This is a genomic window from Nicoletella semolina, from assembly GCF_004345745.1.
GTDB classification, from domain to species: Bacteria; Pseudomonadota; Gammaproteobacteria; order Enterobacterales; family Pasteurellaceae; genus Nicoletella; species Nicoletella semolina.
This window is the reverse complement of the sequence record NZ_SLXJ01000010.1, coordinates 47,906-61,423: the sequence shown is the minus strand read 5'-3', so window position 1 is coordinate 61,423 and position 13,518 is coordinate 47,906. Positions and strand designations below refer to the sequence as shown.

Annotated in this window: 10 protein-coding genes; 1 reads left to right on the top strand and 9 read right to left on the bottom strand. The window is 39.7% G+C overall.

The window, feature by feature from the left end:
• Positions 1-19 precede the first annotated feature (19 nt).
• Complete coding sequence (locus EV693_RS07120; RefSeq protein WP_132501675.1) at positions 20-1,132, top strand: GmrSD restriction endonuclease domain-containing protein; 1,113 nt, start codon at positions 20-22, stop codon at positions 1,130-1,132.
• Between the two features lie 170 nt (positions 1,133-1,302).
• Here EV693_RS07120 and EV693_RS07115 read toward each other — a convergent pair whose 3' ends face one another.
• From EV693_RS07115 to EV693_RS07075, 9 genes are all read right to left on the bottom strand, one after another.
• On the bottom strand, positions 1,303-2,952 hold the full coding sequence (locus EV693_RS07115; protein ID WP_132501674.1) for a phospho-sugar mutase: 1,650 nt from the start codon (positions 2,950-2,952) through the stop codon (positions 1,303-1,305).
• A gap of 161 nt (positions 2,953-3,113) precedes the next feature.
• Positions 3,114-4,727 (bottom strand): type I restriction-modification system subunit M, encoded by a 1,614-nt coding sequence (locus EV693_RS07110; protein ID WP_132501673.1) that lies wholly within the window; start codon positions 4,725-4,727, stop codon positions 3,114-3,116.
• Positions 4,728-4,760: 33 nt separating this feature from the next.
• Complete coding sequence (locus EV693_RS07105; RefSeq protein ID WP_132501672.1) at positions 4,761-5,375, bottom strand: DUF6037 family protein; 615 nt, start codon at positions 5,373-5,375, stop codon at positions 4,761-4,763.
• Between the two features lie 17 nt (positions 5,376-5,392).
• Complete coding sequence (locus EV693_RS07100) at positions 5,393-6,460, bottom strand: restriction endonuclease subunit S (protein ID WP_132501671.1); 1,068 nt, start codon at positions 6,458-6,460, stop codon at positions 5,393-5,395.
• Positions 6,461-6,529: 69 nt separating this feature from the next.
• A complete protein-coding gene (locus tag EV693_RS07095; protein WP_132501670.1) occupies positions 6,530-6,763 on the bottom strand; it encodes a hypothetical protein in 234 nt (77 codons plus the stop codon).
• A gap of 21 nt (positions 6,764-6,784) precedes the next feature.
• The gene (locus tag EV693_RS07090; protein ID WP_132501669.1) at positions 6,785-7,924 is read right to left on the bottom strand and encodes a Fic family protein; all 1,140 of its coding nucleotides are present in this window, start codon (positions 7,922-7,924) and stop codon (positions 6,785-6,787) included.
• Positions 7,925-8,070: 146 nt separating this feature from the next.
• Positions 8,071-11,031, bottom strand: coding sequence for a type I restriction endonuclease subunit R (locus EV693_RS07085; RefSeq protein WP_132501668.1), 2,961 nt, complete (start codon positions 11,029-11,031; stop codon positions 8,071-8,073).
• Positions 11,032-11,292: 261 nt separating this feature from the next.
• Positions 11,293-11,952 (bottom strand): 7-cyano-7-deazaguanine/7-aminomethyl-7-deazaguanine transporter, encoded by a 660-nt coding sequence (locus tag EV693_RS07080; protein WP_132501667.1) that lies wholly within the window; start codon positions 11,950-11,952, stop codon positions 11,293-11,295.
• A 152-nt stretch (positions 11,953-12,104) separates the two neighbouring features.
• On the bottom strand, positions 12,105-13,514 hold the full coding sequence (locus tag EV693_RS07075; protein ID WP_132501666.1) for a multicopper oxidase domain-containing protein: 1,410 nt from the start codon (positions 13,512-13,514) through the stop codon (positions 12,105-12,107).
• Between the last annotated feature and the right edge of the window lie 4 nt (positions 13,515-13,518).

The following is a 13,518-nucleotide window of genomic DNA, read 5'->3' as shown; positions in this document are numbered from 1 at the left end:
TTTAGGAAAAGTTTGCAAAGTGAAAATTGATTTAACAAAAGTAACAATCCGTGATTTAGTTGAAAATTACGAAGATAGCCAAGAAAATGGCGTAACAGGTTTTGGTGGGAAACTAGATATTCGTCCTAAATATCAACGTGAGTTTGTCTATAAAGACACTCAACGTAATGCCGTGATTGATACGGTAATGAAAGGTTTTCCGCTAAATGTGATGTATTGGGTTAAACGTGATGATGGAACATTTGAAGTGTTAGACGGTCAGCAACGCACCATTTCAATTTGCCAATATGTAAAAGGAGATTTCTCAGTCAATTTCCAGTATTTCCATAATTTGACAGATGATAAGCAAAAACAAATTTTGGACTATGAATTAACTGTGTATCAATGCGAAGGCACAGATTTTGAGAAGTTAGAATGGTTTAAAACGATCAATATCGCGGGGGAAAAATTAACCGACCAAGAACTGCGCAATGCAGTGTACGCAGGATCGTGGCTTTCTGACGCAAAACGCAAATTTTCCAAAACAGGCTGTGTAGCAGCAAGTCTCGGTGATAAATATGTGAAAGGATCAGCTATTCGTCAGGAAATTTTAGAAACGACTTTAGCCTGGATTTTTCCCACCGAAAAAGACCGTGAAGGCAACCCACATAAAAACATTGAAAGCTATATGGCACTACATCAACACGATGAACACGCTACGAAGCTATGGGGTTATTTTGAAAGTGTGATTAATTGGGTAAAAAACACCTTTCCAAAATATCGCAAAGAGATGAAAGGGCTAGAATGGGGGGATTTTTACAACCAATTTAAGGAGGCTGATTTGAATCCGACTGCACTTGAAACCGAAATTAAGGCACTAATGGAAGATGATGAAGTAAGCAAAAAATCTGGCATCTATGCCTATGTTTTGACTGGTGAAGAAAAATATTTGAGTTTGAGAGCGTTTACTGACAAGGATAAGCGAACAATGTTTGAACGTCAAAACGGTATTTGTCCAGATTGCAACAAAATCTTTGAAATAGGTGAAATGGAAGCTGATCACATCACACCGTGGTCGCAAGGCGGAAAAACGGAGTTGGGAAATGGACAAATGTTGTGTAAAAATTGTAATCGTAAAAAAAGTAATAAATGAGAACATACCTTGATATCTATTTTTAGAGCCGTCTTCGAGGCACTCTAGCCACATATCATACAATACGTAATCAACGAAATAGTTACTTGACACAGCCTTTTACAAAAAGCCTCCAAAAGCGAATATTGCATTTTGGAGGCGAAAAATTAATGACGAGAAATCAGAAAAAATTAGCCACGATAAGGGGCATTATTTAGCATTTCTCTGACACTGGTTTCAAAGTGAGTCAGATTTTGCTCAGCATTTTTAGGATCAGTGCCACGGACATCAAGGTAAAATTTGATTTTAGGTTCTGTGCCAGAGGGACGAACAATTAAACGATTGCCATTTTCTAGCACAAAGACCAAAATATCACTTTGGCGATCAGTTTTTGTGTGATCAATAAATTGTGAGACTTTTACACTGCCAATTTCAGTCGGCGGCGTGGTGCGTAGAGCCTGCATTAACCGACTAATTTGAGCCAAATCCTCAACTCGTATGGAAATTTGTCCACTCACATAAGCACCAAATTCTTGAGTGAATGCCGTTGCATAGTCAGCCAGTGTTTTACCTTGTTTTTTCAGTGAGCAAATTAAATCAAGGAACATAATTGCCGCCGAAATGCCGTCTTTGTCTCGGACTTTATCGGGATCAACTAAATAGCCAAGTGCTTCTTCAAAGCCAAATAATAAATTTTCAACCTTGCCAATGTATTTAAAGCCAGTGAGCGTTTCTTCCGATTTAAAGCCATATTTCTTGGCAATTTCAGCCAGTGCAGGCGAGGAAACCAGCGAACAAGCCAGCGTACCTTTTTTGCCTTGAGTGTGGTATTGTTGAGCTAAATACCAACCTAGATAACAGCCGATAACATTGCCGTGTAAAGGTTTCCAGTTACCTTCGGCGTCAGGCACAGCGACCGCAAGACGATCCGCATCAGGATCATTGGCAATAATAAATTCCGCATTTTTCTCTTTTGCTAACGCAATGGCTAAATCCAACGCCCCTTTTTCTTCAGGATTAGGGAAATTGACCGTTGGAAATGTACCATCAGGCTGAATTTGTGCTGCGACAAGGTGTGGTTGTGATAAGCCTGCTTTCTCTAAAGTTTTGCTCAACACTTCATAACCTACGCCGTGCATTGCGGTATAAACATAATTAATCGCCGCTTTCGGTTGAGTCGCAAGCGAAGCAGTCTTGTTGATATACGCTTCCACTACATCATCATTTAGCACAGTAAAATCTTGGCTACGAGCTAAATCTCGGATATCTCCCGCAGCGACTTTATCAATTAACGCTGCAATATCTTTATCTGCAGGAGAAACAATTTGACCGCCGCCATTAGCTCGACCTAAATACACTTTGTAACCGTTATCTTCAGGCGGATTATGACTTGCCGTTACCATCACCCCAGCACTCACATCAAGATAGCTAATCGCATAAGCTAAAACAGGCGTTGGGAGTTTACGAGGCAGTAAATAGGTCTTAATACCCGCACCCGCCATAATTTCAGCCGTATCACGAGCGAACACATCAGAATTTTTACGCCCATCATAGCCAATCACAATTGATGGTTGCTTATCATAGCTTTTTAAATATTCAGCAAAGCCACCAGCAGCCTGAGCAACCAACACACGATTCATACCCATTGATCCAGCCTGTAATCGCCCACGCAGTCCAGCTGTACCAAATTGGAGACGCCCCTCAAAGCGAGCGGTCAATTCTGCCAGCGATTTTGCATCGCCTGTTTTGGCGGATTCGATGAGTTGTTTTAGTTCAGCTTGTGTTTCTGTATCTGGATCTTGATTTAGCCAACGCTGTGCAACATCAAAAAGAGAATTCATAATTTCCTCGCAAATAAAAATTAATAGAAATAAATAACAATACCTCGCCACTAGACTATCTACGCCTATCCGACATAAATGCTGCTTGGTTGGCGTAATGTTGGGCAAATACACAATTTAGCGAAATATACCATTTAAATATTTAAGACGTATCTAAAGTGCTAAGGCAAAAGCGGCAGTCCTAGCTCTTTTAAAAATGCATTATGTTTTTCGGTTGCTGTTTTAATTTTTTCGTTCAATGCCATTAAATCCTGATGGTTGGCAGACAAATCAATTTCAACTTCTGCAACAACATTGCTGACATAACGAGCGATATTTAGGTTGCCGTCGTTATCATCAATTTCTTGCATAGAAACTCGTCTGGCGTAGCCTTGCTCTTCTTTGCGCAATTGGTAATAATCGACGATTTTATCAATATGTTCATCGGTTAAACGGTTTTGTCGTTTACCTTTTTCAAAATCATCGGCAGCATTGATAAACAGGACATCGTCATCTTTTTTACATTTTTTCAGCACCAAAATACAAACAGGAATGCCTGTGGAATAAAACAGATTGGCAGGTAGCCCGATAACCGTATCAATATGCCCGTCTTTTAGTAATTTTTTACGGATTTTTTCCTCCGCACCACTGCGAAACAGTACGCCGTGTGGCAGAATAATCGCCATTGTGCCGTTATCGCTTAAAAAATGAAATCCGTGCAGCAAAAAGGCAAAATCCGCTGCTGACTTCGGTGCTAGCCCATAGTTTTTGAAGCGAAAATCGTTTGCCAGCTCTTCTTTGGGTTCCCAACGGTAGCTAAATGGGGGATTGGCAACAACGGCATCAAATGTCAATTTTTTGGCAGGATTGGTTTCGTTTAATACGTCCCAATCATTGAGCAAAGAATCACCGTGATGAATAGCAAATTCCGTATCTTTCACGCCGTGCAGCAACATATTCATTCGTGCCAAATTATAAGTCGTGATGTTTTTTTCCTGACCGTAGATTTTGCCGATATGCCCGTTGTTCTGTGCTATTTGATGACGCACATTGAGCAGTAGAGAGCCTGAACCACAAGCAAAATCTAATACATTATACAATTTAGTCTTGTTACCGCTGGCAGGGTTTTGGCTGTCTAGCGTAACAATGCGAGATAAAATGGTGGAAACCTGTTGCGGCGTGTAGAATTCACCTGCTTTTTTGCCCGAACCCGAAGCAAATTGAGCAATTAGGTATTCATAAGCATCACCTAACGCATCGCTGTTGGTAGAAAATTTGCTGATGCCTTCGGCAATACGTTTAACAATTTCTGCCAATTTGGCGTTACGCTCACCATAGTTTTTGCCAAGTTTTTCTGAATTTAGGTTGATTTCAGAAAACAAACCGCCGAACGTGCTTTCAAAGGATTCGTTTTCAATATATTTAAACCCCCTCTGCAAGGTATCGAGCAATTCTTTACTCTGCACACGTGCCAGCTCGGCAACACTGCCCCATAAAAATTCAGGCTTGATGACATAATGTACTTTGCGACGCATCTGTTTTTCAAAATCAGCAACAAAATCGGCGTTTGCGTCATACCACACCGCAAGCGGCGTGCGTTTGTCTTCTTTGGCAAACTTTGGATAATCTTTATCCAGTTCTTTTTGGGCGGCAAGCTCGTAATTGTCGGATAGGTAGCGTAAAAACAAAAACGACAGCATATAATCACGAAAATCATCAGCATTCATCGCTCCACGAAGCTGATCGGCAATCGCCCACAGGGTTTTGCCTAATTGATTAAGTTGTTCTTGGGTCATTAGTGTTCCTAATTAAACTGCTTATTGGCAAAATTAGCCATAATTTCTTGATCTGACTTTTCTTTTATCTGAATTTTCTGAAAAATAAAAGCTGATATTTTCGTCCTTTTTGTATTTTTCAAATAGATTTGGGCGAAGTAACTCTGCTTTGTCTCTATTAACACAACTTCTTTTTCCCATAGAGCCATCATTTTTATTGGGGTTTCTTCTTATCGCAAAACAATACCGTCCATCGCCCGATTGTTTATTTAGATGAAAAATAATTAAGCTATTTTGCTGCTTATCTTTTGATATATTTTTTTGTATTGGAATAAATTGGGCAAAATATTCTGAGAAATGCTGGAAAACCGATCTCCCACGGCTAGGATTATCCCTATCTATATTGAAAAAGCGATAAAAATCCGTTGCTTTATGAAAATAAACTTGATACCAGTCTAAATAAGCACTTAATTTTTCCTTCCCCCCAACCTTGTAAAATGAAATTTCAGCCAATGAATGTTCATTTGTTTTTTTATCGCCATCTTCGTATAGTTCAAGAATAACAATAGTATCTATTTTATTGTAAGAAAATAACCACGATTCGATGACCCATTTTTTCTTACGCATATCTTTAAGCAAAGGTTTTAAATTTTCAAACCACATATTCATTTCACTTAATTCATATATTATGGAAACAACTGCTGCATTAAGCCTTTTTTATGGACTTTCAGGTTACTTATCTGTTGGTTTTGTTCGCTAATCAGGCTATCTAATGATGACAGGCAATCAGCGATGGCTTGTTGTTCTTCGGTAGATGGAACTGCAATTATATAGTTCTCAAAAAATTGGGCTGGTACACGTTGCTGACCAGCAGAGCCTGTCATTGATTTTTCCCCTTTGGTTAATAAGGTGTCTGAATAAAGGTAAGAAAATAAGAAATTGGGGTTACAGTTATTTTGAGATCTAATTATATGAAATTCTGTACTACCAAAGCCATAACCATTTTCTAAATCATCAAGCAATGCGGCTTTACCATTTTCAAAGCAAGGTGTTATTTTTGCAAAAATAATGTCTTTGTTTTTAAATGAGGTATAGCCTTTTTTAACTTCATAAACTTTTCTAGTTTCAAAGCTAGTTACTTGCCCATATTCAGACACTAACGACATAGGAAGAAAGCTAATATCTAAATCATCAGGTAATTTTTCTTTCTTCGGATTAATTAATGCAATGTCCTTCAACTCAACAACCTCCCAACCGTTACAATTTTTAAATTGCGGAAATCTAAGCCTCGGATATACTATGTTGCTTGCTTGCTTGCTTGCTTGCTTGCTTGCTTGCTTGCTTGCTTGCTTGCTTGCTTGCTTGCTTGCTTGCTTGCTTGCTTGCTTGCTTGCTTGCAGGTCATTGTGGCTTGGGAATAATTGCTGCATCAAGCCTTTTTTATGCTGTTTTAGGGCGGCAAGTTTTTGTTCCTGTAATTCAATCAATTCATCAAGCGAAGAGAGACAATCGGCAATTTTTTGTTGTTCGGCGAGTTCGGGTAAAGCAATTTTTAAATCAGCAAATTTAGATTTGGAAATATTAAATCTTGTGCTTCCTTGTGCTAATTTTATGACCTTATACCTAAATGTATAATTTCTAAATAAAAATTGTGAAAACTTGGGATATAGTATTTTTTCTGATTTCGGTCTAAATCCGAAGCAAAAACTATTTAAATATAATTCATTAATATGATTTAAACAGACAGATGACATTCCAACTTCTTCAGGAGTTTCAGAAGAAGTAGTAAATAATACATCGCCATATTGGACTTTGTTTTGGTTCTATTGTTGAGCAATATTCACCAAGCCACAATTGGATACATCTATCTTTGAATTTGCAAAAACTTGCTTATATTGAATATATAGTTTCCCTTTGCCAAAATCTTCTTTCGTTTTCCCAGATAATCCATTGTAAGAGTCTCCAATTGTAGATAAACTTTGTTCTTTCCAAAGTGTTGTCTGAAACTCAGGAAAACGCAGTTTGGGGGTGATTGTGTGGCTGTCTTGTTTGTTCATTGATTTATGCTCTTTAGTTGATCAAAAAATACCCAAATAGCGTATCATCGCATACATGCGGCTGCGTTTATTGCCCGTGATTTCTTGCAAAATCCCTGCCTTTTCAAACTCTTTTAGTAAGGTATTTGCCGTAGATGGCGATATATCTAAAATTTGCTCGACACTTTGTGCCGTTTGTACAGGTTGGGTATAAAGTAGCTTTAGCAGACTATCCGCCATTTCCGCCCGTTTGCCCATTGCCATTACTGCTGCCTGCATTTCTTGCCGCAACACCAAAATTTGACGAAATGTCTGGCAACCTTTTTTTGCCGTCTCTTCCACACCATTTAAGAAAAACAGCACCCAGTGTAATAAATCATTACGCAGACGCACTGCCATCAAGGCATCATAATAGCTGGCTCGGTTGCGTTCAAAAAAGTCGGAAATATAAAAAGAGGGCTTTTCCAACACGCCGTGGCTGATTAAATACAAGGGAATCAATAACCGCCCAACACGCCCATTGCCATCTAAAAATGGATGAATGGTTTCAAATTGATAATGACTAATTGCAATACGGATAAGATGGGGAACAAAAATCTCATCGTTGTGCCAAAATAATTCCAAATCGCCCATCAATTCAGCAACGTTGTCATAATGTGGTGGAATAAATGCTGCATCCATTAAGCTGGAACCGCCAATCCAGTTTTGACTGCTACGAAATTCTCCAGGCAGCTTTTCTCTGCCTCTTGTACCACTAATCAATGTATGGTGCGTTTCTTTTAGTAGGCGGTTTGACAGGGGGAGTGTTTTTAAACTGTCTACAGCTTGGTTCATCGCTTTGATGTAATTTTGCACTTCTCGCCAGTCGTCCCGTTTTTCAGGTTGGATCTGTTCTTCGGGCATTAAGGCTTCATCAAGCTGGGTTTGTGTACCTTCAATTTTGCTGGATGTTTGTGCTTCTTTTGTGATGTGCATCTGAATGAACAGGTCAATATCTGGCACGATTAAAGAAAAAGCATTCAGCTCGCCCAGAGCTTTGGTCGCTCGCTCTAGCATCGTATTGATTTTAGGCTCTTCCCATATCCAAGAGGTATTGATATGGGTTGGCTCAAAACTTTTGTATTGATAGCGGTTTTGCCATTTGCCAGCGATAAAATCTTCTATTTTTTGTGTTGATGTCATCGTACTGCCTCAAAAATTTTGTATTTTTCTTAAAATAACACACCCCATTATTTTGAGAAACCCATTTTTCTCAAAATAAGATAGCGAGTTATTTCGAGAAAACCCTTTTTCTCAAAATAAGCAACTGGTTTATTTTAAGAAAAGTCCTATTCATACGCTTTTAAGCCTGAAATTTCTTTGCCTTTCGCCATATTTTTCAGCAATGGCACAAGCTCTTCCATCAAGGCCAGTTCTTTGATGCGACGCTCTTTCCAGCTAAGCTCCAAAGGTGCGAGTAGGTCGGTGAGTTTTTCGCCGTCAAAAATCATTCGGTTTAGAATCTCACCAACAAAAGCGGACAACGTTTCGCCTAAAATGCCGTATTTTTGTGAAATAGCGGTCAGTTTTTCATTATTTTTTGTCTGTCTAAATGCCTGATAACCTGCTTTGACTTCTTTTTCGCTCAATGCTTCACCTGTTTTTAGGCTATCAATATAGGCGATGATGTCGTCTTTTTCGTCCATTAAATCACTGCTGGCAGCGATTAGTTCAACCAGTTGAGTACGGCTCATTTGCTGTTTTTTCGGCTTGATGCTGTTGTCGGCAATCAGCTTCATGATGTAGTCGTAATCGATAACCGCTGATGCAAACAGCACAAATTCAAAGTCAAGCTGCTCCAGCTCTGGAGCAAGCGGTCTGTTTTTCTGCTGATTTTGCAATTTGATTTGCTGTGCCATATCCAGATACACGCCTTTGAATGCTCTTTGTGTATCATCGGGTAAAATGGCTTCGATGGTTTGCTGCTGTTCTTCGCTTAAATCGGTGTATTGCCCAAGTTGGGTTTTACAACGTTGTACCTCTTTGAACAGATTAATAAAGCCTGCCCGTGCCGTGTCGCCCTTAAGATTGTAGGCTTCCGACGGCGTACAGGCTAAGCCGTGCGAAGACATAAAGTCTTGCAGCTTGCTCATTGTTTTTTGTAGTTTATCCATCACGGTTTCGGCAGGATCGACAATCCAAATTTCTCTAGCTCGCTCTTGATCTTGTCCTGAAAAGCGTTTGATGGCTTCGTCCACCTGATCTTGCTGACCCCGAAAATCCAAAATATTACCATACGGTTTGGCGGCATTTAGTACTCGATTGGTACGGGAGAATGCTTGAATCAAGCCGTGATATTTTAGGTTTTTATCCACGTACAGCGTGTTTAGGTATTTGCTGTCAAAACCTGTCAGCAACATATCGACGACGATGGTGATGTCGATTTTGTCTTGGTGTGGATAGTGTTTGTCGGGATATTGGTGATCTTTAATCCGTTTTTGAACATCTTGATAATACTGGTCAAATTCGTTGATACTGTGGTGAGTGCCGTATTGATTGTTGTAGTCGTCGATAATCGCTTTTAATGCTGCTTTTTTGCCGCTTGGGTCATTTTTGTTGTCCTGCTCTTCTTGCGGTAAATCTGCCTGAATTTGAGCGATGTCTTTATCGCCTTCAGCTGGGGGCGAAAAGACGCAAGCGATGTTAAGCGTCACAAAATCGGGATTGCTTGCCTGTAATTTGGCTTGTGCTGCTTTAAACAAACGCTGATATTCCACTGCATCATTGATGGAGGCGGTAGCAAAAAGGGCATTAAAACGGCGATCGCCTGTGGCGGTGTCGTGCTTTTTTAAAATGGAGTCCACAATTGCCTGTTTGGTGACAGGGTGGGTTGCTAATATGCCTTTAGTATTTTCAGCTTTGTAATAATCAATGTGGAATTTTAATACATTGCCGTCGTCAATGGCGTTGGTAATGGTGTAGGCGTGCAGTTGCTTTTCAAAAATATCTTCTGTGGTTTGATAGGAAGCGTCCGTGCCGTCAATGCGTTTGTAGCTGGCATTTTCTTCAAAAATGGGCGTTCCTGTGAAACCAAATAGTTGTGAGTTAGGAAAGAAGTTTTTTATCGCCTGATGGTTTTGACCGAACTGGCTGCGGTGACATTCGTCAAAAATAAAGATCATTCGTTTGTTTTTCAGACGGCTTAATTGGGGACGGTACGCCCCATTTTCTTTGAGTGCCAAGCCCAATTTTTGAATGGTGGTAACAATCACTTTATCGGTAAAATGATTAGATAACAGGCGGTTTACCAAAGTATGCGTATGAGTATTTTCTTCTACACAACCTTGTTGGAAGCGGTTAAATTCTTCTCGAGTTTGGCGGTCGAGGTCTTTTCTATCTACCACAAATAGGCATTTATCAATATCACGATTGTCTTTTAGCAAAGTAGCAGCTTTAAATGAAGTCAGTGTTTTACCCGAGCCTGTGGTATGCCAAATATAGCCATTACCGCGATTTTCTTGGATGCAGTCCACAATCGCTTTTACCGCATAAATCTGATACGGACGCATCATCAACAGCTTTTGTTCGCTTACCACCAGCACCATATAGCGGCTAATCATTCTGCCTAAAGTGCATTTTTCTAAAAATTTATCGGCAAAATCACTTAAATGATTAATTTTACGGTTGGATTCATCAGCAAAACGGTATACAGGCAAAAAGCGTTCATCAGCAGCAAAGGCAAAATGTTTGTTTTGATTATTGGCAAAATAATAAGTGCTGCTCTCGTTACTGACGATAAAAAGCTGCATAAAGCACAGCAAACTGTTCGTGTAGCCATTTCCTGTGTCGTTTTTGTATTCAATAATCTGCTCGATGGCTTTTTTCGGCGGGATTTGCAGGGTTTTTAGCTCAATTTGCACCACAGGAATGCCATTAATCAGCAAAATCACATCATAGCGGCGATGGCTATTTTCGGTATTGATACGTAATTGGCTGATGACTTCATAATCGTTTTTACACCAATCTTTAATATTGACCAGCGTATAGTGAAGCGGCACATCATCTTCACGAATAAAAGTGTGTGTTTCTCGCAACATTTTTGCAGCAGCAAAAACATCTGGCGTAATGATATCCAATTTTAACCGTTCAAATTCACTATCGGTCAAGTGCACACCATTTAACCGCTCGAATTTCTCACGGAAATTTTTCTCCAATGATTTTTTATCCGTAATATCTGGTCGGTGCGTGTATTTTAAATCAATCAGTTTTTGGATAAATTTTTGTTCGATTGCAGCTTCGGTATAGTTCATGATCGGTGATACGAAATTAAAAATTTGAGTAATTTTAATACAAAACTGGTAATTAAGATAGGTATCGTCAGTGACGTTGAAGCATTAATTCCTTTTGCTAATCTCTCTTGTCTTTCTTTTAACAGCAATAACCGCTCGCTTAATTTCTGCTTTGATAGTTTTTATGCCGTAATAAAAAGTCCTTACCGAATTCGATAAGTAAGAACTTAAGCCGTTTTAATTATACGGTCTTTGTGCAACTATTACATAGTACTGTTTATCCTAATCGAGTTTAAATTTCTTTATGATGAAATTCAATAATATGCCGTATAGCGGAAGGAAAAGAAGTAGGCTTATGAGTAGCTTAAATGCGTAATCGACTGCACCAATAATAAACCAATGTTCTGCCATATAGGGGTCATCACTTTGGTAAAATGCGACCGCAAAAAATACAAAAGTGTCAATAAAGCTGCCTAAGAGTGTTGAACTTGCTGGGGCAAGCCACCAGATTTTACCTTGGCGTAGTCGGTTAAAAACAGTAATGTCTAGCAATTGTCCGACTATATAGCCTGAAAAGCTGGCAAGAGCGATTCGAAAGACGAATAGGTTAAAGCTAGTGAGCATTGTCAATCCTTGAAATCTTCCTTCAAAGAAAATGACGGATATAACATAGCTGATAGCAAGAGCAGGAAGCATTGTGGCAAAAATAATTTTGCGAGCCAATGTTGCACCAAAAACACGAACCGTTAAATCCGTTGCCAGAAAAATAAAAGGAAAGCTAAATGTTCCCCAAGTTGTTGGGATGACTCCCCATTCAAAAGGCAACAAGATCTCAAATGGAATTTGAACTAGGTAGTTACTGATGGTGATGATAAAAATATGGAACAATGACAATAGCACTAGTGAGCGATATTTTTGTTCGCTAGAAAAATAAGATAGCATTTTTATATACCTTTTTGTTAATAAATTTGGGGTGAGGGAACCCAAAACGAGAAGGGCGAGATGATAAGAATTTAAATCGAAAAATCAAGGTATTTTTCTGATATTTTTGCTTAACACTATGTCGGAGGTTGAATCCTAAGTGCTATTCTAATTTATTCTACAACGGTAAATTGTCCCATACAGCCTCTGTCTCGGAGCATAAAATCAGAAACACCAAAACTAAAGGGCAATTTTTCATTGGCGAGATGTTGAAAGCGGACAAGCAGGGTGATTTCTTCGTCTTTTTCAATCCACACGGTATCTCTCCACGCCAATTTTGAGTAAGGTTCTGATTCTCCTGATCGGGTTTCAACAATAAATGTCGCACCTTGTAAGGTAAAACCAATGGCTGAATAGCTATGAATATGCCAGCGTTCAACCGTGCCTTTTTTAGCTGAAAAATCAATGCGTTTGGGATCAAAGCGTTGTTTGTTGATGAGAAAATCTAGCGGACGAATAGAAAATGTCCGTTGATTACTAATACTTAGATGGAAATCTGTTTCATCAAAAGGGGGCAGTTGAACTGAGGGTCGAAATGCAGGGGCTAATCCCTCAGGGCGTAATTCTAAAACAACGTTATTTTGTAAATCGTTATGATCGCTAAAGAGCTGTTCGATTTTGTAAAAAAAGTGCCGAATCTGACCGCTTATCAGGGAGACCTTTTCGCCGTCACTTAAATCAATCAATAATTCAGCTCTTTCAGACGGAGCGAGTGAGATAGAGATTTGTTCGAGTGGTTCAGCAAGAAAACCTGCTCCTGTTGCAATGAGCCACAATGGTTTGCCATTATCTAGTCGTAGATCATATTGACGTGAAAGTGAAGCGTTCACGATTCGTAATCTTACCCAGCCTCGTGGCACATTGAGATAAGGCGATTCTTGACCATTCACAAAAAGGCGGTTGCCTAGAAATTGTGATGCGTGTGTATCTAGTAGCTGTTTGCCTTCTTTACTGATGAGTTGATCTTGTAGAATAAGAGGAATATCGTCTACGCCATATTTGCGAGGAAGGGTGGGCGTTCTGCTTTTTTCATCTTCAATTATCCACAGTCCAGCTAATCCTCGATAAATCTGGTAGGCTGAATGTAGCATTGTTTCTGCGTGATACCAGCCTGTACACGCCGCTTGTTGAATTGCAACAACAGGAGACCAGCTTTCTCCGCTTGCTAATTTGCGTTGCATTGAGCCAATCATTTCAGTCGGAGCGAGTAGACCTTGAACGTTAATAGAAATGGCTTGCGGCAAGTTATTGACATAATTTAACTTGGCAAAACTACCTGACTTAACCCTGACTGTAGGGGCAAGATAACGTCCATTTGCACCCCAAATATCGACCAATTGCCCTGCGTTAAACTGTGTTTGGGCAGGGCGAAAATCTAGCCTAATTGGGCGCCCTCTCCCCATTTCAATTAAAGGAGGAATAACTAATTTAGGGCGTTGCTGTGCAAGGATATGACCAGACGTTAAGGTAATTGCTCCTGCTAGGCTGCTGCGTGTAAGAAATTGGCGGCGAGAAATCTTCATATTG

Excerpts from the sequence above, each read along its gene's own strand:
- EV693_RS07080 (WP_132501667.1), bottom strand. The coding sequence starts at position 11,952 with ATGCTATCTTATTTTTCTAGCGAACAAAAATATCGCTCACTAGTGCTA.
- EV693_RS07115 (WP_132501674.1), bottom strand. The coding sequence starts at position 2,952 with ATGAATTCTCTTTTTGATGTTGCACAGCGTTGGCTAAATCAAGATCCA.
- EV693_RS07085 (WP_132501668.1), bottom strand. The coding sequence starts at position 11,031 with ATGAACTATACCGAAGCTGCAATCGAACAAAAATTTATCCAAAAACTG.
- EV693_RS07100 (WP_132501671.1), bottom strand. The coding sequence starts at position 6,460 with ATGTCATCTGTCTGTTTAAATCATATTAATGAATTATATTTAAATAGT.
- EV693_RS07075 (WP_132501666.1), bottom strand. The coding sequence starts at position 13,514 with ATGAAGATTTCTCGCCGCCAATTTCTTACACGCAGCAGCCTAGCAGGA.
- EV693_RS07095 (WP_132501670.1), bottom strand. The coding sequence starts at position 6,763 with ATGAACAAACAAGACAGCCACACAATCACCCCCAAACTGCGTTTTCCT.
- EV693_RS07090 (WP_132501669.1), bottom strand. The coding sequence starts at position 7,924 with ATGACATCAACACAAAAAATAGAAGATTTTATCGCTGGCAAATGGCAA.
- EV693_RS07105 (WP_132501672.1), bottom strand. The coding sequence starts at position 5,375 with ATGAATATGTGGTTTGAAAATTTAAAACCTTTGCTTAAAGATATGCGT.
- EV693_RS07110 (WP_132501673.1), bottom strand. The coding sequence starts at position 4,727 with ATGACCCAAGAACAACTTAATCAATTAGGCAAAACCCTGTGGGCGATT.